The 21,231-nt window shown below is 42.2% G+C and carries 21 protein-coding genes and 1 tRNA gene; 15 read left to right on the forward strand and 7 right to left on the reverse strand.

All coding sequences use genetic code 11. The annotated features are described in order from the left end of the window. The first annotated feature begins 86 nt into the window (after window positions 1–86). Window positions 87–968, forward strand: a complete 882-nt coding sequence (locus tag RM544_RS10645; protein WP_311361777.1) for a divergent polysaccharide deacetylase family protein — start codon at window positions 87–89, stop codon at window positions 966–968. Between the two features lie 126 nt (window positions 969–1,094). Beyond that, complete coding sequence (locus RM544_RS10650) at window positions 1,095–1,577, forward strand: MerC domain-containing protein (protein ID WP_311361778.1); 483 nt, start codon at window positions 1,095–1,097, stop codon at window positions 1,575–1,577. On the opposite strand, the gene RM544_RS10655 is transcribed toward RM544_RS10650, so the two are convergent. The 4 genes from RM544_RS10655 to rsgA form a co-directional block, all read right to left on the reverse strand. After that, window positions 1,544–2,284, reverse strand: a complete 741-nt coding sequence (locus tag RM544_RS10655) for a glycerophosphodiester phosphodiesterase (protein WP_311361779.1) — start codon at window positions 2,282–2,284, stop codon at window positions 1,544–1,546. The genes RM544_RS10650 and RM544_RS10655 overlap by 34 nt on opposite strands. Continuing rightward, complete coding sequence (locus tag RM544_RS10660) at window positions 2,284–3,156, reverse strand: DMT family transporter (RefSeq protein WP_311361780.1); 873 nt, start codon at window positions 3,154–3,156, stop codon at window positions 2,284–2,286. The genes RM544_RS10655 and RM544_RS10660 overlap by 1 nt, the downstream gene beginning before the upstream one ends. Before the next feature lie 5 nt (window positions 3,157–3,161). Beyond that, on the reverse strand, window positions 3,162–4,058 hold the full coding sequence (asd, locus tag RM544_RS10665) for an archaetidylserine decarboxylase (protein ID WP_311361781.1): 897 nt from the start codon (window positions 4,056–4,058) through the stop codon (window positions 3,162–3,164). A gap of 122 nt (window positions 4,059–4,180) precedes the next feature. Next, entirely contained in the window at window positions 4,181–5,212 is a 1,032-nt protein-coding gene (rsgA, locus tag RM544_RS10670) for a small ribosomal subunit biogenesis GTPase RsgA (protein WP_311361782.1), read from the reverse strand. Window positions 5,213–5,310: 98 nt separating this feature from the next. Here rsgA and orn point away from each other — a divergent pair, with 98 nt between their 5' ends. The 6 genes from orn to RM544_RS10700 all read left to right on the forward strand — a co-directional run bounded on the left by orn (window position 5,311) and on the right by RM544_RS10700 (window position 11,957). Beyond that, window positions 5,311–5,856 (forward strand): oligoribonuclease, encoded by a 546-nt coding sequence (gene orn, locus RM544_RS10675; RefSeq protein WP_311361783.1) that lies wholly within the window; start codon window positions 5,311–5,313, stop codon window positions 5,854–5,856. Between the two features lie 112 nt (window positions 5,857–5,968). Beyond that, a tRNA-Gly gene (locus tag RM544_RS10680) sits at window positions 5,969–6,044 on the forward strand. A gap of 269 nt (window positions 6,045–6,313) precedes the next feature. Next, complete coding sequence (locus tag RM544_RS10685; RefSeq protein WP_311361784.1) at window positions 6,314–7,342, forward strand: LacI family DNA-binding transcriptional regulator; 1,029 nt, start codon at window positions 6,314–6,316, stop codon at window positions 7,340–7,342. A gap of 58 nt (window positions 7,343–7,400) precedes the next feature. Beyond that, the gene (locus RM544_RS10690) at window positions 7,401–7,799 is read left to right on the forward strand and encodes a hypothetical protein (protein WP_311361785.1); all 399 of its coding nucleotides are present in this window, start codon (window positions 7,401–7,403) and stop codon (window positions 7,797–7,799) included. 97 nt (window positions 7,800–7,896) lie between these two features. Beyond that, window positions 7,897–9,189 (forward strand): ABC transporter substrate-binding protein, encoded by a 1,293-nt coding sequence (locus tag RM544_RS10695; RefSeq protein WP_311361786.1) that lies wholly within the window; start codon window positions 7,897–7,899, stop codon window positions 9,187–9,189. A gap of 35 nt (window positions 9,190–9,224) precedes the next feature. Continuing rightward, the gene (locus RM544_RS10700; RefSeq protein ID WP_311361787.1) at window positions 9,225–11,957 is read left to right on the forward strand and encodes an ATP-binding protein; all 2,733 of its coding nucleotides are present in this window, start codon (window positions 9,225–9,227) and stop codon (window positions 11,955–11,957) included. Between the two features lie 21 nt (window positions 11,958–11,978). Here RM544_RS10700 and RM544_RS10705 read toward each other — a convergent pair whose 3' ends face one another. Then, a complete protein-coding gene (locus tag RM544_RS10705) occupies window positions 11,979–12,395 on the reverse strand; it encodes a pilin (protein ID WP_311362092.1) in 417 nt (138 codons plus the stop codon). Window positions 12,396–12,798: 403 nt separating this feature from the next. Between RM544_RS10705 and RM544_RS10710 the strand changes: the two genes are divergently transcribed. Next, on the forward strand, window positions 12,799–13,386 hold the full coding sequence (locus RM544_RS10710; protein WP_311361788.1) for a uracil-DNA glycosylase family protein: 588 nt from the start codon (window positions 12,799–12,801) through the stop codon (window positions 13,384–13,386). Window positions 13,387–13,417: 31 nt separating this feature from the next. Here RM544_RS10710 and RM544_RS10715 read toward each other — a convergent pair whose 3' ends face one another. Then, window positions 13,418–14,893 carry a methyl-accepting chemotaxis protein gene (locus tag RM544_RS10715; RefSeq protein ID WP_311361789.1) on the reverse strand — a complete coding sequence of 492 codons (1,476 nt, stop codon included), beginning with the start codon at window positions 14,891–14,893 and terminating at the stop codon, window positions 13,418–13,420. A 264-nt stretch (window positions 14,894–15,157) separates the two neighbouring features. Here RM544_RS10715 and RM544_RS10720 point away from each other — a divergent pair, with 264 nt between their 5' ends. The 6 genes from RM544_RS10720 to cspE all read left to right on the forward strand — a co-directional run bounded on the left by RM544_RS10720 (window position 15,158) and on the right by cspE (window position 19,948). Then, the gene (locus tag RM544_RS10720) at window positions 15,158–15,745 is read left to right on the forward strand and encodes a DedA family protein (RefSeq protein ID WP_311361790.1); all 588 of its coding nucleotides are present in this window, start codon (window positions 15,158–15,160) and stop codon (window positions 15,743–15,745) included. A 226-nt stretch (window positions 15,746–15,971) separates the two neighbouring features. Beyond that, window positions 15,972–16,466 carry a DUF4442 domain-containing protein gene (locus tag RM544_RS10725; protein ID WP_311361791.1) on the forward strand — a complete coding sequence of 165 codons (495 nt, stop codon included), beginning with the start codon at window positions 15,972–15,974 and terminating at the stop codon, window positions 16,464–16,466. A gap of 205 nt (window positions 16,467–16,671) precedes the next feature. After that, window positions 16,672–17,052 carry a MaoP family protein gene (locus tag RM544_RS10730; protein WP_311361792.1) on the forward strand — a complete coding sequence of 127 codons (381 nt, stop codon included), beginning with the start codon at window positions 16,672–16,674 and terminating at the stop codon, window positions 17,050–17,052. 186 nt (window positions 17,053–17,238) lie between these two features. Next, window positions 17,239–18,954 carry an acetolactate synthase 3 large subunit gene (locus RM544_RS10735; protein WP_311361793.1) on the forward strand — a complete coding sequence of 572 codons (1,716 nt, stop codon included), beginning with the start codon at window positions 17,239–17,241 and terminating at the stop codon, window positions 18,952–18,954. Continuing rightward, on the forward strand, window positions 18,954–19,451 hold the full coding sequence (ilvN, locus tag RM544_RS10740) for an acetolactate synthase small subunit (protein ID WP_311361794.1): 498 nt from the start codon (window positions 18,954–18,956) through the stop codon (window positions 19,449–19,451). The genes RM544_RS10735 and ilvN overlap by 1 nt, the downstream gene beginning before the upstream one ends. A 287-nt stretch (window positions 19,452–19,738) precedes the next feature. Beyond that, entirely contained in the window at window positions 19,739–19,948 is a 210-nt protein-coding gene (gene cspE, locus RM544_RS10745) for a transcription antiterminator/RNA stability regulator CspE (protein WP_006009840.1), read from the forward strand. A gap of 104 nt (window positions 19,949–20,052) precedes the next feature. Here the strand turns inward: cspE and RM544_RS10750 are convergent, their stop codons facing one another. Continuing rightward, window positions 20,053–21,213 carry a serine hydrolase domain-containing protein gene (locus RM544_RS10750; RefSeq protein WP_311361795.1) on the reverse strand — a complete coding sequence of 387 codons (1,161 nt, stop codon included), beginning with the start codon at window positions 21,211–21,213 and terminating at the stop codon, window positions 20,053–20,055. Window positions 21,214–21,231: the final 18 nt, after the last annotated feature.

Consider the following 21,231-nt stretch of genomic DNA (forward strand, 5'->3'; position numbering starts at 1 on the left):
TGAGTAGTCGCAATCTGCGCGGATTGTTAGCTGAAAACACAAAGTGAAGAAGAAGTGTGCTAAAAAATAGAATCATAGTCATTTGTATGACTGTTATTTGCTTTTTGTCGAGTGGTGCAAACGCTGCTGACTCTTCAAATGCACTAAATGCGATTGTGACATCCAATGCAACAATGGTTGCGCAATACGTACTTAGTCAAACAACAGGACATACACGGAAAAAGGCCAGGATAGCCATCATCATAGACGACATCGGAAACAAACGTGCCGATGCCGACGCTTTTGCTCTCTCTGAAAAAGTGACTTTCTCAATACTGCCTCATACGCCATTTTCTACCCAATTCTCTGAATTCTCCTTCCACCAGGGGAGAGAAGTCATGTTGCATATGCCAATGGAGTCTCTGCATGGAGAAGCTTTAGGCGAAGGAGCTATATTGGCAAGCATGTATCCTGACGAAGTTGAAATGGCAATGCTGCGCGCTCTAGAGTCGGTGCCTCACGCGATTGGTGTCAATAATCATATGGGCAGCAAATTGACACAAATTACGCTACAAATGAATGCGGTAATGGAAGTATTAAACAACAATCGTTTATACTTTATCGACAGTCGCACAACTAAGTTTTCAAAAGCACATCAGATAGCTAGACAGCACGGCGTATACTCTGCGACTCGACACGTTTTTCTCGATCATTTTGCGAATGAAGCTTTTCTTGAGAAGCAGTTTTCGCAGATGTTAAGAAAAGCGAGACGAAACGGATCAGTGATTGGTATCGCACATCCCTATCCAGTCACTATTGAGTTTCTCAAAAAGAAGCTTGATGACCTTCCGGATGATATTGAACTGATTTCCGTGAGCGAATACCTCAACATCCAAAATGAATCTTTCATGTCTGCTCCGCGCTTAGCAAAAGAGAATCGTCTCAAGCAAGAGAATGATTCACAAACTAGCGCCATTGCTCCTGAGTAAAAATACCTCCGTATACATAATTTACTTTTACAGTCTTATTTTTAAATGTTATATTATAACGATAATGTGATTGGGTATTTAATGCAGTATGCGTAGAATAACGCTTCTGCCTAGTGAGAAGAGTAAATGAACAGCAAAGTCGCTGACATCAAACCACAAATATTGGACGACAACTTGGACGCAAACAAACCTGTGCAAGTTGAGCAAGCCGAAAGAACTAGCAATGTCATTCTTGACAAGCTAGGGATTTGGGTGTCTAGCTTGTGTGCGCTTCATTGCTTGCTTTTACCTTTGTTGTTGCCGATTGCTCCGTTAGTAGCGAGCAGTGTGTTTGCCGAACAATGGTTTGAGCGTTCAATTCTTACTTTCTCAATCCTAGTCGGTTTTGCTGCTTTATTTGTTGGTTTTCACAAATACCACCGTCAGTTGTACCCTTTATACTCTCTTGCACTAGGTGGATTGATTTATTGGAACAAAGATATCTTTGGTCATGAATATGAGCCTTTCACCATTGCGATAGGTGCTTTCCTGATCATTGCTGCTCACATCACGAATCTACGTTTATGTAAGAGTTGTCAAAAATGTGAGTCAGATTGCGGGTCTAACTGAGTTTTTAAAAACGCTCTTGCCCAATCTGGCCTATCAGTAAATATTCCATCTACTCCCATTTGCAAAAGCTCACTTAAGGTCTGCTCGTGGTTGACCGTATAACACCACACTTTTTTACCTCTTCGATGAGCATCATCAACAAAGTCAGGTGTGACAACATTCCAATCTATAGCGGCTATTGATACATCTAGCGCTTCGGTATATTTGGCGTGATCATAAGGTGTGTGTGCGATAAGTGCGCCGTATTCGATGGCGTGTACGAAATTGGTGTCAAGCTGATAATCAAACGCATTTTTGATGGAACTGAGTAATGGATGATCAAACGATGAAATCACCACCTTGCATTCCAAGTGGACAATGATATCACTCAGGTATGACACAAAGGTTTGTACGCATTGAATTGTTTTTACCTCGACGTTCAAGGTGACTCTATTGCCTACTAACGTTGCCACTTCAGACAGAGTAGGGATCGGGTCTCTTCCTTTTACAAGTAAACCACGCACTTCATCTAATGGCATATCAAAAATGCGGCCTTTGCTATCCGTAAGTTTGTCTATGAATGGGTCATGAAAAACCATGAATTCGTTTTCAACTTGATGAATATCGAGCTCTATTGCATCTATGTCTAAGAGCAATGCCTGTGTAAAGGAAACTAAGGTATTTTCGGTATAGTGACTGCTGAACCCACGATGAGCAATAATGAGCATTATTTGTCTTTTCGGTTTTCTCTATGAGTATTGATAGTTTCGTACACGGCAGCAGAAATTACCAGTAAACCACCCACAATCGTTTGCCAGTTAGGTTGCTCGTTTATCAAAAACATAGCGAATAACACAGCGTAGAATGGTTGCATACATGCAACTAGAGAGAAGGTTTTTGCTCGTAAGTGTTTGAGCGCACTCGCTACCATCGCGTGTGGCACTGCGGTGAAGAAAATACCAAGAGCCACGAGTAACCATAAAGTATGCATATCAATTTGTGGTAAATCATCGCTGATGAAAAAGACTAAGGTTGGACACACGATGAGTGTTTGCCAAGCCATCGCTTTAGCACCACTGTAATGCGAGAAGTAATTACGGTGTAGTAGATTTCGAATCGCATATAAAAATGCCGAGAACACACCAATGATGACTCCGAGGGTAACGTCATTATCCAAGGATGCATCAGGTACAATAAGGACGATTCCTACCAAAACCACAATGGCGCTAGCGATATCCTGCCAGCAGAGTTTAATCTTCTCAAAATACGGCTCAAGAAGCACCGTGATGACAGGAAAAGTGAATAAGGCAATGATGCCAACAGATACGCTTGAATACTGCATAGCCATAAAGTAAGTGACCCAATGCACCGCCATGATAATCCCAAGCCCAAAAGCGATGGCATAATCACGATTACTTTTCAGTCGCCAACCTTCGCCAGTGAGTTTAGCGACGAGAAAAAGAAATATACAGGCGAATACCGAACGCCCAAAAGTAATATCTATCGCACCTAAGGGAATGATTTTTGAAAATAGGGCAGTGCCGCCCAATAACATTACTGTAAGGTGTAATGATATTAGGCTTTTCTTGACGGGATCCATCAAACTCAGTCGGTGTCGCTTTGTTTATCAGTGTCGGATGTTGTTTGGTCGGCTTCTTTAACAAACGCGAAAGGCTGACCTAGGCGCGTCACCATACCAGCTTGCAAGTCTGCAAATTCGACGGCATCGGGTTCAAAACAAACGACGATCGTTGATCCTAATTTAAATCGACCCATTTCCTCGCCTTTGGCTAGTGAAATGTTTTCGCCTTCATGTTGCCAGTGCTGCACAGTTTTACCTGCCGGTGGGGTAATGTTTCCAGCCCATACAGTCTCGATACTGGCAACAATAGTTGCACCAACTAACACAATCGCTACTTTGCCTACAGGTGTATCGAATAAAGTAACAACACGCTCGTTTCGAGCAAATAGGCCAGGTACGTTTTCAGCGGTAAGTGGATTTACTGAAAACAATTCACCTGGAACATGCAAAGTATCGGTCAATGTGCCATCAATTGGCATATGTATTCGGTGATAGTCTTTCGGAGACAAATAAATGGTGGCGAAACTACCGCCTTTGAACGCTTTAGCAAGTTCTGGCTTACCGCCTAACAAGGTACTTAGGCTGTAGTTGTGACCTTTCGCTTGGAAAATGTCATCACCAATGATCTTACCGAACTGACTAACTCGACCATCAACCGAATGACACAATTGCTTGTCATCTTGCTCTATGGGGCGGATGTCGTCTTTCAGCTCTCGCGTAAAAAATTCATTGAAAGTACGATAATAACTAGGGTCTGAATGTTTAGCTTCAGACATATCGACCTTGAAAGCCTTAATGAATATTTTGATAAAAAACTGAGTAATGAAACCTGCTTGAGCAGCTGCTAGCCACCCAACCATGCGGGATAATAGGTGCTTAGGCAAAATATATTGAACACGAACTTTAAACCAATCTAACACTGAAGTGTCTCCGTAAAATGCGTTTGATGACAATGTCGACAGAACTTATGCTGCCCGACCATCATTTTCGCACATTGTACATCAAAGCATATAAAAGAGAGGAATTAAGTTAGTATGTACCATTACCCTTTAGAATAAGAGGGACGGTTTTCATCTAGGGAGTCGACTATTTTATGGTAACTCTCGTAACGGTCTTCACTGATTTTACCGTCGATAACCGCTTGTCTAATTAGACAACCAGGATCAGTACCATGTTTACAATCGGTAAATTTACAGCCACCTAAATAATCCCGAAATTCGATAAAACCAGAGGTGACCTTTTCCACAGGTAGGTGCCACAATCCAAATTCACGGACACCCGGTGAGTCTATTAAGTCACCACCTTGCTCAAAATGTAGTAATTTAGCCGCAGTAGTGGTGTGCTGGCCCAAACCTGAGTTTTGAGATATGTCACCTACAATCTCGTCAGCATCAGGTAATAGTTGATTAATGATACTAGACTTGCCTACACCACTTTGACCAACAAACACACTCACTTTATCTTTAAGTAAAGTTGAAAGCTCTTCGACACCTTCTTGTGTCACACAACTCGTGTAAATGACGCGATAACCGATCTCTTCATAAATATCGATAACCTCTGCGACGTACTCACGGTCCTCGTCAGTAAGCAATTCCATTTTATTAATGACAATGACTGGTGGTATGTCGACGTCTTCACAGGCAACTAAATACCGATCGATGATATGAGCGGAAAGCTGAGGCACAATCGCATTGACCACAATGATTTGGTCAATATTTGCTGCAATGGGTTTCACACCGTCATAGAAATCGGGACGTGTCAGTGTGCTCAATCGATCAAGCACCACCTCGATTACGCCTCTATCTCTTTCGTCGTCTGATAAGCTAGGGCGAAATAGAACCTGATCGCCACAAACAACAGAGTTAATAGTGCGACGGATATGGCACTTGTGGACTATTCCATCTTTGTCACACTCAACATTAGCATGCTTGCCAAAACGGCCAATGACTCTGCCTTGAAGTTGTTCACCCAAGTGGGCGTCATCCGTTGTATGCTGCTTTGAAGCCAGTCGTTTTTTGCGATTCGTTTGCACCTGACGCTTTTGACGATCGGATAGTTTCGGTTTTTTAGCCACGTTGACCTTTTCAGTGAATAGTTATTGGCGCTTTACGTGTGTGCATGTTACCTTTTTTAGCCTGCTTTTTCATGGCATTTAATTTAGACGAGGGGCGTATGTCATTTAACGAAGAAAATTTGGTGTGGATCGATATGGAAATGACAGGCTTGGATCCTGAGGTTTGTGTGGTCATGGAAATTGCAACGATTGTGACCGACAAAGAATTAAAAATTCTTGCTCAAGGCCCTGTGATTGCTGTCCATCAACCGAGTGAAGTGCTCGACAATATGGATGAATGGTGTGTGAAAACTCACGGTGCAACCGGTTTAACAGAGCGTTGCAGAAACAGTGAGTATGATGTTGAAGCTGCAGCGAAAGAGACTATCGCGTTTCTGGAGAAATATGTGCCCAAAGGTAAATCTCCATTGTGCGGCAATTCGATAGGTCAAGATAGACGATTTTTAGTGAAGTACATGCCTGAACTCGAGGATTACTTTCATTATAGAAATGTCGATGTGAGCACCGTGAAAGAGTTAACGGCTCGCTGGAAACCAGATGTGTTAACTGGTTTCAAAAAGAAAGGCGTGCATTTAGCATTAGACGATATTATTGAATCGATAGACGAGATGAAGTTTTACAGAGAGCATGTGTTTAAGATTTAAGCGCTGATTGTTCAATATGTGGCGCATTGCGCATTTCAATCGCTTAAATCAAAAATAATTGAAAAATACACTTGCACTGTGCGCATATTTTTGTAAAATGCGCCTCCACATTGCGGGAATAGCTCAGCTGGTAGAGCACGACCTTGCCAAGGTCGGGGTCGCGAGTTCGAATCTCGTTTCCCGCTCCAAATTTACAAAAAAGCACAGTGAAAACTGTGCTTTTTTGCTTCTAGATCGAATAAATTCAGTGAATCTCCTTTTTCTGTAAAAATAGAAGCTCAATGAAAGCGCTTTATTTTTATTTTGTTCCATAAAAACAATGCCTTACAGTCTTGGGTTTAAGCCGGTATCGCTTAAACGATTTAGACGAAATATCGGTGATAATCGCCGTTTTTCTCGCTTTTCGCTATGTATTATGGCAGTTTGTTGGGCTAGGATTATCAAATAAAAAAAAGACATGGAAAAAGCCATTTCGCAAAAGGATGTAGCAAAAATCATCGGTGTTTCTACCGCGACCGTTTCAAACGCATTTAATCGACCAGACCAACTATCGACTGAACTAAGGCAACGAGTTTTATCTGAATGCGCGAAGCTAGGCTATTCAGGTCCCCATTTTGCCGCGCGTTCTCTGCGCTCTGGTCGCTCTGATGTTGTTTGTGTCATGCTGTCGGATACCTTAAGTTATAGCTTCTCAGATCCCATGGCAAACCTGCTATTAGAAGGTATCTCGGATGTACTAGCCGAGAATCAAAAACAGATGCTATTAATGTCTTCGACTATTTCTTCAGACGCTCAAATTCGCGCAGAAACGTTGCCTGATGGCTTCATCTTTTATGGCACACCTCGAGGTTCGAGTTTTGACAGGATTCTAAGTTTAGGGAAACCTTGTGTCACGGTAGATTTTACTTATAAGAATTTGCCCTCATTAAACGTCGACAACTATGGGGCTTGTTGTGAACTTGCAAAAGCAGCAATTAGAGATAAAAACGACCTTGTTGCAGTCATCGGAATGCGTTTTCTAACCGCCTCTATTGTAAAGCGTTTGAGCAAGCAGGACATGTCACTTCCATCAAAAGAAATTACATGGTCGCGTTTGTTAGGCTTCAAAGCAGGTGCAAGTGACAAGGGTGTTGATATAGTCAGTGATAATATTATTCACTTACATCGCAACAAACCCAAAGAAGCTGAAATTGCAGCCCGCCTGTTATTGATGCAAGAGCAAAGACCCAATCTTATTTTGTGTATGAGCGATGTTATTGCCCTAGCGGTGTGTCGTGTAGCACAGCAGTTGAATCTTCGAATACCTGAAGACCTCAGAGTGACCGGATTTGATGATATTGAGGAGGCTCGGCATGCAAAAGAGGGGTTAACAACGGTCTTTCAAAATGGCATTGAAAAAGGCAGAGAAGCTGCAACAATGTTACTAGAGGGAGTGACCGAGCATAGAAAAGTGCCAGTTGAACTTCGTTTGCGAGGAACCCACTGAAACTTTTTTCGTTAATATAGTTCAAAGGAAATATTGATTTTAAAAAAGGAATGAAGCTATGTGCAAAAGGATTTTATTGTGTTTATTGTTCGTATCAGCTTGGGCGCAGGCAGACGAAGATACCTTAACGCTGGATAGAGTTGTCCCGAATAATTTCGAATTAGCGTTCCCGAATGACTCGAATATTCAACCTACAGAAAGTGATTTTCGCATTGTTAATTTAGCGCTAATGAGCAATGAAGCTGGAGAACGATGGGCGGTTGCTACTATTAAGAACATGGCAAGCGGTCGGCGAACTCTGACCAAAAGTGACTTAATGGCCTTAACTGCTAATGGACGAAGAATTCACCCTCGTGAGTTATCACAAAGCTTCAATGGCGATGAAACCATTTCATTAGTCGTTAACTTTGGTGAAATCAAGTTTCCGTTGTTGTCGGTGTATACGCGGAATGACTAATCAAGTATAAATAGCTACAACTTCGATTCGTATATGACAAATCCGTCAAAAAAGAGTACCGTATTCCTTCAATTTGCTTATTGACTCGGAACTGGTAATGACGCTTCCAAAAAACACACATAGATTAGCAAACCAAGGCAGAAGGCGTTTAGTTAAAGGACTTGCCACAGCTGGCGTAGCCGCGGCTACGGGCTCATTCTCGACTTTTTCTATAGGACAAGCAAAGCCAAAACTCAGAATCTTAGGCACTCATGTCACGCTTCAAGAAGAGTTACGCCAGAAAGCAATGGACGACCTTGGTATTGAACTCATCTTTGAGCCGAAAGGTAGTGCCGCTGTGCAGCAAAAAGCGTTAACGAATCCAGATAGTTTCGATTTGTACGAACAGTGGTCAAATAGTATTAATGTGCTTTGGCGCTCAGGATCTATACAAGCTATAGACAAAAAGCGTATTTTGCATTGGGATGAGATCAACTCGCTAACTAAAACGGGCAGAATTACTTCATCAGCAAAAATTGGTGCGGGCGACGCCCCTTACAAGCTATTGAACGTGCAAAACGACGGTAGTTTGAATGCCGAGCAGACCGAGCAAGCTAGTTTTTTGCCTTATGCTCACAACGTCGACTCATTTGGATACAACACGGACTTTATTGACGAAGGGGTTGCCTACGAAACAGAAAGCTGGGGTTGGCTGTTAGATGAAAAGAACAAAGGTAAAGTGGCGATTGTCAATGCCCCAACCATAGGCTTATTTGATTTGGCCCTTGCCGCACAGGCGAAAGGCTTTATGCGCTTCCAAGATATAGGAGCCATGAGTGTGCAAGAACTGGATCAGTTGTTTAGCATACTGATCGCTTACAAAGAACAAGGCCATTTCAGTGGCTTTTGGACATCGGTCCCTGAATCTGTGCGTTTCATGAAAACCAAGCGAGTTCATATTGAAAGTATGTTCTCACCTGCTGTATCGAGCTTAAATGGACAAGGAGTCCCTGTTACATTTGCAGCACCCAAAGAGGGGTATCGAGGCTGGCACGGCGTGATGTGTCTATCTTCTCGCACGCAAGGCCGGGTTAAAGATGTTGCTTATGAATATATGAATTGGTGGCTGTCTGGCTGGCCAGGTGCTTTCATTGCTCGACAAGGTTATTATATTTCTAATCCGCAGCGCTCTCGTAAGTACCTCTCTGCTGCTGAGTATGATTATTGGTATGATGGCAAAGTTGCCACTGAACCTCTAAAAGGAACTGATGGAGCTGTCTCTGTTTTGAAAGGAAGTACTCGCCGAGGTGGCAGCTATGAAAAGCGCTTCGAGAATGTTGCCGTTTGGAATACCGTCATGCCAACTTATGACTATAGTCTTGAAAAATGGTATGAGTTTCTAAGTGCATGATTATATTCGTGATTATCAAGGATAAGAAATAATTCATGAAGTTTTCATTGAAATTGCAGATTGCAGTGTTTTTGTTAGTGCTGCTGGCAGTCTTAGCTGCACAGTTTTTCTTTTCTCAATTGAATCAAAGAGAGTTCCAATCTGCTTTTAAAGATTACCAACAAACGGTTAGCGAAGAAAAGCTAGTAAGAGAGCTCGAAAGGGATGTTCTGGATCTACAACGTCAAGTCTTGGTGTTTAAAGATACAGGTAGCCGAGCAGCGAAAAAACGCTTTGCGGTGTTAATCGAAGAAGTGAAAAAAGGTGTTCAAGACTTACAAACGTTTTTCTCTCAAAATAATCAACGAACAGGCATTCAAACATCCGAAACTCTTCAAGCGATGACGCAACATCTACTCGACTATGAAGTTAACTTCAATGAGGTAATCATAGGTCGAGACCAAGGAGAAGAGTATTTCAATCAGGGTGTATTGGTAGCCTTGGGTGAGTTACTTGATTTGAGTGAACAGCAAATCAACACTTATCAGATTTCGAGCGAGTCTTCGTTTCAATATAAATTACATCTTACCAGTGCAGAAACAATTGCATTTAAATATAGAGCTAGGCCAAGCTCGTCGTTTTCTCAAGACTTCAAGAGTGCGCTAAATAACGCAGAACTAGCGATACAAGACATGCCTTTATCCCTTGAGAGCAAGAACCTCACTTTGCGCCAACTGCAAACCGCTCAAGATCAATTTATTAAGCTAACACATACCATGCAAGGCTATACGTTTTTGGTGAATGTGGTAATGGCCGGTTCTGCAAATGAATTCCTTTATTTGGCCTCCGAATTGTCATCTCAAGCTGCACAAAAAGCGGCCCAAAATGATAAAGAGATTGACAGTTCTATCAATAGTTTGGAGCGAAGCTTAACTGTATCTTCTAGTATTGGATTGGTAATAAGTATGCTCATAGCGCTCTTTGCATCTCTCAGGATTATTTCGCCCATTCAATCTATCACAAAAGTTTTCCAAGGCTTAACGCGTGGCGAATCAAAATTAGATATTCCGTATTCTACCCGCTTGGATGAAATCGGTAACCTTGCCAAAGCTGCACAAGTTTTTAGTGATAAGAACCAGCAAACTAAAGACTTACTTGCTGAATCTCGAGACTTATACAAATTGCAAGGGTCACTTAATGCGAAACTAGAAGAAGCAAAGCTTACTGCTGAGCGTGCTAATGCATCCAAGAGTATCTTTCTTGCAAATATGAGTCATGAAATTCGCACACCTATGAACGGCATCATTGGTCTAGTTGATTTGAGTTTAAAAGAAGATTTAAGTACGAAAGTACGAGCCAATCTTGAGAAGGTAAACTATTCCGGTCAAATTTTAACAAATGTAATCAACGATATTCTTGATTTTTCTAAAGTAGAGGCTGGGAAGTTAGAGATAGAGAAGGGGGTTTTCTCGTTTTCCTCTCTGCTTGATGGAGTGCTTGCCGTGTCTGCATTGAGAGCGTCTGAGAAAAACTTAAACATGGAGTTACATGTTGATCCAAATTTACCCACGGAAGCTGTCGGTGACCCTCTGCGTTTGTCTCAAATTATTCTAAACCTAACTAGCAATGCCATTAAGTTTACGAATTCAGGCAAGGTGTCAATCGAGTTCATAATGAATGACAGTGAAGAACCCGATTTTTTTGTCTTAGAAATCATGGTTGCAGATACTGGTATTGGTATTGCGGAAGAGCAAAAGGAACATATATTCACGCCATTCAAGCAAGCAGATGAATCTACCAGCCGCAATTTCGGGGGGACTGGTTTGGGCTTAGCTATTGTGACTCAGCTCATTAATTTAATGGATGGCTCTATATCTCTTGAAACTGAGCAAAATGTCGGCAGCCAATTTACCTGTAAAATCCCTCTGAAAATGGTGAAAGGCAGTCACTCATTACTGCAAGACAAAGAAAGATTTCAGTCACACTTTTACTACCTTACAGAGGCTAAAGATAAAGCCCTCATTCGCGGCGATTATATAGAAAGGGTGAGTGGGCAGGTGACGTATGTTGACTACTCCGACGCAGAGCAATTGCTTGACTATATAGGAGCTGATGAGATTGTATTATTTGATATTAGTAGTGGAAAGCAAGCTCGCAGCTTGACTCCGTTTATAGAGCGATTAAAGGAGCGAGATATTAGGTTTGGTGCGGTTACACCCGCTCAGCCAGAGCAGCTAAAAAGTATACTGGAAGTCCAATGGTCATGTCCTATCATTGCTCACCCTTTTACCTTAGGAAACTTCTACTATTTCGTCATTGGTTTATATGGGTTCTCCAATAAAGACGACGTCGATTCAGTCATGATATATGAAAAGCACCCCGAGCAGAAAAGAGCCTCGGAACAGCGTTATGAAGGTCATGTTCTTTTAGTAGAAGACAATAGTATTAATCAAATAGTAGCAGGTGAAATGCTGCTGTCCTTAGGCTTAAGCTACGATATCGCAGAAGATGGCGTTCAAGCGGTTACGAAGGTAAACAATTCACCGCACTACGATCTTATTTTAATGGACGTGCAAATGCCGTTATTGGATGGGACCCAGGCAACGCAGAAGATCAGAGCCGCAGGACACAATGAGGTTCCCATCGTAGCGCTCTCAGCCAACGCGATGAAATCAGACTATGAAAATGCACTAAATAGCGGCATGAATGACTATCTAACCAAACCCATTAAGTTAGAGGCTTTGGAAAAGATGATTAAACGTTATCTTAAAAAAACTCAATCACAGTAATAACATTACGTTTTTGTAGGCTTACTCTTCAATAATGTATGTGTAACGTCCATTAGGTGTTCTCCGAAATTTACCGGATGATAAATCTCCGTTATCCATGATGGCATCGAGTTGTGCAATATCTTCCTCTGAGGCCGTCGCCCCATCTATTGCGATGCCAGCATAACTATAACCATCGGGGCCTTCCCAATTCCAATTGCCACCTAGTAATGTGTTACTTGCCCAATCACTCGCATTAATAAATAAGCCCGTTACTTGCGGTAAAGTGAGGTGAGTGTCGTCGGGATAGTCTCCATTTACTTGTTTGGCTACCTCAAACGCACGAGCAAAACTGCCTATCTGAGTGGCCATTTCTGTTAATTGGGCCCGCAATACGTATTGTTTATATTGGGGAACAGCTACAGCTGCTAAAATACCGATGATAGCAACGACAATCATAAGTTCGACCAATGTAAAACCGGATGATTGTTTATTTCCCTTATGGTGGCCTTGGGACTTTTGATCTTGATTACCGATAGTGACGCTATGATAAACTGACATCGTGATTCTCCAATTACAGTTGATTCAATAAACACGTTTTGTACCTCATCGAACATATCACCAAGGGAATACTGCTGGTTTATTGGCCCGGATACCCTAGTATTGCGTGGGGAGAGCTACTGAATTCAATATGGAAATGCGAGCAGTGACATCCAACATGTGTCTGTATAGCAATATAGCAGGACGTTTGCTCTATTACTCCAGAACAAAAGTGACTATTAAGTAAGAGTACAGTAAGGTATTTCTAGCGAAACTTGCGACACTTCAAAGGGGGCATGCGGTAATTATAAAGGAGAGGCAATTGAAAGATGACGGTGTGTTTTCGCAGACTATTTGTGATTTAAAAAATTGTCGCACTTGCGAGCAGCGCTTGCCTTTGGGTGCAAACCCAATATTTCAGCTGCATCCTATGGCTCAAATATTGATTGCAAGCCAAGCACCTGGTAGTGCCGCCCATAATTCGGGCATCCCTTTTCAAGATCCCAGCGGTAAACGTCTGCGTTCATGGCTTGGTGTTAATGAAACTACATTTTATCAAGCAGATAAATTTGCGATCATGCCTATGGCATTTTGTTATCCAGGTCGGGGGCGAGGGGGCGATTTACCGCCATCCAAGGAATGTGCTCCGCTTTGGCACGATAAACTCCTACAGCAAATGCCGAATATTCGTTTAACGCTAGTGATTGGGAAGTATGCTATTAACCGCTACATGCCGCATCTAAAGAACAATAAGCTGACGGATATTTTAATCGATCAGGATTTTACGAGAGCGGAAAAGATTGTATTGCCTCATCCCAGCCCTCGGAACAATATTTGGTTGAAAAAAGCGCCTTGGTTTGAAGAAGAGTGTGTCCCCGAACTTCAACAAAGGATAGCGACGCTCATTTAATACCCTAGTCACCTAGCACCTAAGTAATCTATCAATGAAAGCGGTTTAACTCTGCTCTCAAGTTCCGCACCTCAGCTTGCAGTGATTCAGCGCTGTCTTCCGAAACATCAGCACTGTGAGAGAGCGCTTGAGATGTCGTCGCCAATTCGTTCGTTGAGCGGGCTATTTCTTGTGAGGCCGCTGATTGCTCTTTTAATGCAATTGATACGGAACTCATATTTTCTGACACTTCAGAGATACCTTCTACCACTGTGTCAATAATATGTTTTGCTGAGTTTGACGAATCCGAAACCTGGGTCGCTCTGTCAACACAACCTTTCATTCTCTCAACGGAGATGTTTGATTCTTCAATCAAGGAGTGTGTAATTTCACTGATTTGCTGTGTGTTGTCTTTAGTTCTCATTGCGAGTTGGCGAACTTCATCTGCAACAACTGCGAACCCGCGTCCATGCTCACCCGCTCTGGCTGACTCGATAGCTGCATTCAGCGCTAATAAGTTAGTTTGGTCAGATATTGCAGTAATAGAAGCCATTACATGCTCAATTTGGTGGCACTTCTCTGACAGACTCTGTATCGCTTCTGACGTGAGGTTAAGATCTTGCCTTAGTTGGTCAACCTCACTATTTGAAGCAGACACGACTTCATTTGCTTTTTGGCTCGATAGTTTCGACTCCTGAGATAAGCGATTGACGTCCAGTGCCCTTTCAGCTACCGAGTGGTTGTTCGCTGTCATTTCTTCTGTGGCTGCGGCTATCGTCGTAACCTGGCCCGTGGTATCGATACTGGCTGATTTCACCCCACTAGATAGACTCTTCACGGTATCTGACACGGCAGAGATGTTATTGCTAACATTCGTCGCTTTAGAAATGAAACCGGAGAAAGAACTAATAAGTGAACTAAACTGTTTTAACTCCGTCGATGTGTTAGGCACCGATACTTTCAGATTGAATGTGTCAGGTGTTTTCATTATTTCATGAATGATGTTGGTCAAGGTTAAAGATGATAGTGCTTCTTCTTCGGATTTTTTCGTAATAAAACACAAGACTGCTCCTTCCGCGATAGCAAAGAGAGCATGGATCACCAAAATGTAGAAGGTGAGAAAAACAGGCTCAAAAATGAAAACACCACTGCCAGACGATTGAAGCACATAAAAGCCGACATGATGAACGGCGACAACAGCAACACTAGAGACAACAACTTTCCAATCGCGGTAAACACTGGTTACGGCCATTACTGCGAATATCTCAAAGTGCATGTAGGTCGCGCCCATCATTTGCTGAATATGCAAAGCGGCATACAATTGAGTGGAGATGGCTGCTACGTGACGAGTCAGCACTAGGTGCTTTGCAGTAATAAAGAGTGTGAGTGGGAATGATAAAATCAACCCACCAACAAGGATGCTCAACAGCAAACTATCGGTAAAAAAACCAATAAATATGCTTAATATAAATTGAAAAACGAGAACGCCACGATAAACGACGTTACCTTTGTCATGCCATGGATACATATTTATTGAACTCCAAAATCCACCAATACTTGAAAGGTTATCGGCAAACACGCCAATTCGACAAATTTTTTTTTACTAAATACTGATTACTGTATGATTTTAGATACTTAGACCACTCTTAAGTTGGCTATTGACCTTAAGTTTCAATGAGAAAACTGAGAAAACACCAGCGTACTGACTATTACGACTTTTTTAAGAACGTGATCTAGCCCCCCAAACTTAAGGTAGAAATTGTAATTAAAACCCAAGGTGGCAGTGCAACATTTGGACACGATTCTTACTATTATTAAAGATTATGGTTGGCTAAGTTATCTTATCCTTTTCGCGTATTGTGCTTTAAAAAGTGGTTCCTTGCCTTTGTTTGCTGGTATTGCAGCACAACTAGGAGCGCTAAATATTTTTGTTGTCGCGACATTAGTTTTTCTAGGTGGCTACTTAGGGGACGAGCTTCGTTTTTACATAGGCCGCAAGTATGGTGTTCAAAACCTTTCCTCAAGACCTTGGTATCAACGTTCGGTAAGCGCAGCGAAGCGCCTGTTAGCGCACTACGGTAAAGCTTACATTTTCTTGTATCGATACCCCAAAGGCATGCGTACTATCGGTGCTCTGCCAGTGGCGTTGACTAATATGACGTGGACAACGTTCACTTTATTGAATTTTACATCTGCACTGCTTTGGACCTTCGCAATGGTCGGTGGTGGATATATGTTTGGTTCAGCGATTGAGAGACTGGTTGGTGAACACTGGGGGGTATTCAGTGTTTGTTTGCTCTTGGTGTTTATTTTTGTTTCTTATATCGCATTGAAACAAGTCAACAAAAAAGTGGCTAAAGCGACTGACGAGCTTATTTGATCAACATAAAGATAAGAGAGACTATTCTTTTCTGACTATTGAGGGTTAAATGCTCTTAAGCCATAAAAATAGAAGTCTCTAAAGTCATCGTACCAGATGGTCTGTTTGTGCTATGCTTTCCTCCATATGAATGAACCTTCTCCTTTGCGCTTGTCGCATCGGTCGGGTTCGTGTTTATTTATAACCTCTTGCGTGCAGTGAGGTACACACATTAAAAGGTGTCAATATGTCAGTCACTAACCCGCTAAGAACATTTGCCGACAATGCAATGAAAAAGCCAATTTGGTTACGTTTTAAATTACTTACCTGGTTGTTCAGATACAAAGTGAAGTTAGTCGGTACATGCAAAATCGATATTAAAGATACCGACCTACAAACAGTGACCTTTTTTGTTAAAAATAGAAAGAAGGTGCAAAATCATATTGGCAGTGTTCACGCGGCAACCATGGCACTGCTGGCTGAGTCAGCAACAGGCTTTGTGGTTGGTGTGAATTTACCAGGTGACAAATTGCCCTTGATCAAAAGCATGAACTTAAAATATATCAAACGTGCTTATGGTGATATGCAAGCAGTCGCTACGCTAAGTGACGAACAGGTTGATATGTTGCAAACTCAAGCAAAAGGTGACTTTTTAGTTGATGTTAAAGTGACCGATGAAAGTGGTGATGAACCTGTGTTAGCTGAAATGCACTGGGCATGGATAGAAAAACCAAAAAAGTAGTTAAAAATGATGATGTTTTTGGCAGATCTTAGATGCGTTCTGGGCCAGTTAGAATATGGCTCTGCACTGTCATAAAACTGTTATGAAAATATGTTTTTCTACCGATAACTAAATTAGGTGTTGACAAGCCCTGAACGAAAGATTACTAATGCGTTTTGTGGCGAGTTTCAATGTTTTTTGTTTTGTTTTCGGGGAGAAATTACCTGTGTCGAAATTGAATAGAGAATCACTTTTAAAAAGAATGTTTAGCGACCCTAAGCATTACCCTTATGGCTTTTCTCGCAGTGGTGATTTTTCAATCGCTGAGAGTAAGGCCTTGTCGCAATACGGTTGCCTAATTGCTGCATTGGTTGATGGACACCTTAGCCCTTCGAATGACGAAGAATCGGGCTTTATTGCATCAGCAATCGGCAATAAACCACCAGAATCGATAGCAGAGCGTGCTTGGATGAAGTATCAAAGCCGAATTAACCGACCGAAATATGCCAGCATTCATGGTACGAAGAAGTCGAATAGCGAGAGCCGCTCAGATGACGACTTAGTAAATGATATAGATGATGATGTAGATATCGATTTGGATGATTAATTAGGCACCCTATCCTATTTACATTAATTTAACATCTGATTGTTAGTATTTTCATCCTAATATTGCGTAATATTGGGATATATATTTCACTTTTTCCTTATTTGGGTTTTAACTTGTTGCATGCTGGGATATATTCCGGCGTGTAGGCTTTATTTTTTGTACAAAAACACGTAAGGAGATTATCCTGTGAAGATGATGTCGGGCGCTGCCATGGTAGTAGAGGCCCTTAAAGATGTAGGTGTAACGCATCTGTTCGGTTATCCGGGCGGAGCGGTACTAGATATTTATGATGCTCTGTTCGCGCAAGAAGATGTTAAGCATGTTCTCGTACGTCACGAACAAGCGGCAGCACATATGGCTGACGGCTATGCTAGAGCAACTGGCAAAACCGGCGCAGTGCTAGTCACTTCAGGTCCTGGAGCAACAAATACTATCACTGGCATCGCGACAGCATTCATGGATTCTATCCCTATGGTGGTGCTATCTGGGCAAGTACCTTCTATGCATATTGGTGAAGATGCCTTCCAAGAATGCGACATGGTGGGTGTTTCAAGACCAGTAGTAAAACACAGTTTTCTTGTGAAAAAAGCCGAAGATATTCCGATGGCTATCGCAAAAGCCTTCTATATTGCAAACACTGGCCGTCCAGGTCCTGTGGTTGTCGACTTACCTAAAGATATTGTCAACGTTCAAAATGAGCACCAATACGTTTTCCCAAAAGACGTAACAATGCGCTCCTATAATCCAACGTTGAAGGGCCACAGTAAGCAAATTAAGAAAGCAGTGAAGCTGATGCAAAACGCACAGCGTCCGGTGTTGTATGTAGGTGGCGGTGCAATTGCAGCTGAAGCTGCACCTTTTGTCACTCAACTGGCTGAACTACTACATGCTCCGGTATGCAGCACACTTATGGGCTTAGGCGCGTTCTCGTCAGTTCACGAGCAATTTATTGGTATGTTGGGCATGCACGGTACGCTTGAAGCAAATAAGACCATGCATAATGCCGATTGTATTGTCGCCCTAGGTGCACGTTTCGATGACCGTGTGACTAACAATGTCGACAAATTCTGTCCTCACGCGGATATTATTCATGTTGATATTGATCCGGCATCTATTTCTAAAATTGTGAATGCGCATGTTCCTGTTGTTGGTTCAGTAGATAAAGTGGTCTTGCAGATGCTTGATCAGCTCGCTGATGTTGATTTTAGCGGACAAGCTGAAAAGCTAGCAGATTGGTGGGAACAGATTAATGATTGGCGTGCGAAGAAATGCTTGTCTTATGACGAGCCATCGCAGGTGATCAAACCACAACGCGTTATTGAGTCCTTATATAAGCACACGAATGGTGATGCTTACGTGAGTTCAGATGTGGGGCAGCACCAAATGTTTGCAGCCTTATATTACCCATTTGCTAAACCGCGTCGCTGGATTAACTCTGGTGGTTTGGGAACGATGGGCTTTGGCTTACCCGCTGCTATGGGGGTTCAGTTTGCCTTTCCTGATGCGGTATCTGTGGTTGTTACAGGTGATGGCAGTATCCAAATGAACATCCAAGAGTTATCTACCTGCCTGCAATATGGTTTACCAGTGAAAATTATTTCTTTGAATAATCGGGCATTGGGTATGGTAAGACAGTGGCAAGATATGATCTATAAAGGTCGACACTCACACTCTTATATGGATTCTATGCCGGACTTCGTTGCCTTAGCTCAAGCTTATGGGCATACGGGAATAAAAGTCGACTCGCTCGACGACCTAGATGATGCCATGGCAAAATGCTTTGCTACTGATGGTTTGGTATTTATGGATATTGCGGTAGATCAGAACGAACACGTTTACCCCATGCAAATAAAGTACGGTGCAATGGATGACATGCGCTTAAGTAAAACGGAGCGCACATAATGAGAAGAATTATTTCAGTATTAATGGAAAACGCCCCTGGCGCATTGTCACGTATTGTCGGAGTGTTCTCGCAGCGTGGCTTTAACGTTGACTCGCTATGTGTTGCACCCACCGATGATGAGAGTTTGTCACGCCTAACAATCATTACTCAGGGAAGCGACAAGGTAATTGAGCAAATCACAAAGCAAGTCAACAAACTGATTGATGTACTAAAAGTTGCTGAACTCACCGAAGGCCCGCATATTGAACGTGAGCTGATGTTAATAAAAGTAGCTACTCGGACAGAGCTTTCGCGAGCCGAAGTAAAACGGAATGTTGATATCTTCCGAGCGAGAATTTTAGATGTTAACGCAACTAATTATACTATCGAAATAACGGGTACAAGCGAAAAACTCTCTGCTTTTGAGGATGTCATGTCACAATGTGCCGATATTACAGAGACCGCAAGAACCGGTGTTTGTGGCCTTGCTCGTGGCGAGAGAGCGCTACGACCCTAGCTTTTAGGTATATCAACATATAACACCATTGCTCCGACGAGTTGAATTAATTACTAATATCGACGAATAAAAATTTGCAATGGTGTTTTTTGTGCTACACTAATCTTGTTTCTGAAAGAAAGTTATTTAGTTTGTTACTGTAAGTGCTATAAACCTCTCTGTTCACGCCCGTGACCGTTTGTTAGACGTTTTCCATTTGTAAGTAAAAAATCTCAGTAAGTCATCTTCCCAGAAATGCGAAATGCGCAGCGATTTGCGCAATTAATTTATATATATTTGAGGTTTACATGTCTAAAGTTACAGGCACAGTTAAGTGGTTTAACGCTGATAAAGGTTATGGTTTTCTAACACAAGATAATGGCGGAAAGGACGTATTCGTTCATTTCAGAGCTATTGTTGCTGAAGGTTATAAGACTCTTCCAGAAGGCCAAAAAGTGTCTTTCGAAGTTGAAGAAGGTCAAAAAGGTTTGCAAGCTGCAAACGTTGAAACGATCTAAGTTTCTTATGAGGTGATGCATCATGCATCGCCTCGTTATTTCTGCTTCATCCCATCCTCTATAAATACATCCGCTTCAAATCCTTATATCAAGAATCCTATTTTTTACAGGCTTTCTTTAATCAAACTAATGAATGCACCGATCTTACTTGGCTCTAGCCACCTGGTCACTACAACTAAATCGTTCTTTTGATCAACCACAATAAAGTTACCGCCGAAACCCGCAGCATAAAACAAACTTTCGTCATCTACTTCTTGCCATTTACGTGGGCCTTTATTCAACCACCACATATAGCCATAGCTTTCATTTGCTGAAGATGATGTTAAAGCCTCTTCTATCCATTTTTTTGAAATGACCGTTTGATCATTCCACCTGCCATCACGCTCAAATAACAAGCCAAACCGAGCCTGATCATAGGTATTGATAAATACGCCTGCACCACTATGGCCACCGCCGGTGACGGATTTCATTTGCATGCCATCTACAGTGACCCAAGCATGGTCGTAACCAAACCATCGCCAAGTAGTAGAAGCATCGATCGGGTCCATCACATGCGCTTTCAATACTTGTGGAAGTGTCTGACGCCAAACTTGCAGCAATGAATAAGCCAGTAAGTTAACTCTCACATCATTATATTCCATCACCGAACCGGGTGTGTTCAGTTTACGATTTTTCCAATCATCGATATCGCCATCTCGTGGTGGCCTATCAGCCCAGTCTTTAATGCCAAACAATTCGCCTGACCAGTCTGATGATTGATCCAATAGATCCTGCCATTTTATTTGGCTATTATGTCGGCCCGCAAACTCACCGCTCCATACATAGTCTCCAACTAAGTCACTGGTTTTTTTAATAAGGCCTTTGTCGACGGCTAATCCGGCGATAGTAGAAAGGTAACTTTTGGTGACACTAAAGGTCATGTCAACGCGCTCTGGTTGACCCCATTGAGCAATAATATATCCGTCTTTTATTATTAGGCCACTTGGACCACCGCGCTTTTTGGTTGGCCCCAAAATTTCGTGAAATGGTTCTCTCTCAAACCCTTTTAAAATAGCAATACGTAAATCACGTGAACCTGAATATTCATTATCAAGGGCAAATTGAACTGCCTTTTCGAGCTTAGTGGAAGATATGCCGAAATCACTTGCGTTTTTTTGCTCCCATTGTCCTCGTTCAGGAAAATACGCCGCTTCGTCTGAGCTTTTTGTATACAGGCTTGTTGAGGCCAGTAGAGCGCTTAGCAAAAGTGTTTTTGAAAGGTGCATATATGCTTCTCTTGGTGG

This window comes from Brumicola blandensis, assembly GCF_031846165.1.
Classification (GTDB): domain Bacteria; phylum Pseudomonadota; class Gammaproteobacteria; order Enterobacterales; family Alteromonadaceae; genus Glaciecola; species Glaciecola blandensis.

Coding starts and splice junctions, on each gene's coding strand:
- RM544_RS10700 (WP_311361787.1), top strand. CDS start 9,225: ATGAAGTTTTCATTGAAATTGCAGATTGCAGTGTTTTTGTTAGTGCTG.
- RM544_RS10690 (WP_311361785.1), top strand. CDS start 7,401: ATGTGCAAAAGGATTTTATTGTGTTTATTGTTCGTATCAGCTTGGGCG.
- RM544_RS10650 (WP_311361778.1), top strand. CDS start 1,095: ATGAACAGCAAAGTCGCTGACATCAAACCACAAATATTGGACGACAAC.
- ilvN (WP_311361794.1), top strand. CDS start 18,954: ATGAGAAGAATTATTTCAGTATTAATGGAAAACGCCCCTGGCGCATTG.
- RM544_RS10685 (WP_311361784.1), top strand. CDS start 6,314: ATGGAAAAAGCCATTTCGCAAAAGGATGTAGCAAAAATCATCGGTGTT.
- RM544_RS10715 (WP_311361789.1), bottom strand. CDS start 14,893: ATGTATCCATGGCATGACAAAGGTAACGTCGTTTATCGTGGCGTTCTC.
- RM544_RS10655 (WP_311361779.1), bottom strand. CDS start 2,284: ATGCTCATTATTGCTCATCGTGGGTTCAGCAGTCACTATACCGAAAAT.
- cspE (WP_006009840.1), top strand. CDS start 19,739: ATGTCTAAAGTTACAGGCACAGTTAAGTGGTTTAACGCTGATAAAGGT.
- RM544_RS10750 (WP_311361795.1), bottom strand. CDS start 21,213: ATGCACCTTTCAAAAACACTTTTGCTAAGCGCTCTACTGGCCTCAACA.
- RM544_RS10725 (WP_311361791.1), top strand. CDS start 15,972: ATGTCAGTCACTAACCCGCTAAGAACATTTGCCGACAATGCAATGAAA.
- RM544_RS10660 (WP_311361780.1), bottom strand. CDS start 3,156: ATGGATCCCGTCAAGAAAAGCCTAATATCATTACACCTTACAGTAATG.
- RM544_RS10705 (WP_311362092.1), bottom strand. CDS start 12,395: ATGATTGTCGTTGCTATCATCGGTATTTTAGCAGCTGTAGCTGTTCCC.
- orn (WP_311361783.1), top strand. CDS start 5,311: ATGTCATTTAACGAAGAAAATTTGGTGTGGATCGATATGGAAATGACA.
- RM544_RS10695 (WP_311361786.1), top strand. CDS start 7,897: ATGACGCTTCCAAAAAACACACATAGATTAGCAAACCAAGGCAGAAGG.
- RM544_RS10645 (WP_311361777.1), top strand. CDS start 87: ATGACTGTTATTTGCTTTTTGTCGAGTGGTGCAAACGCTGCTGACTCT.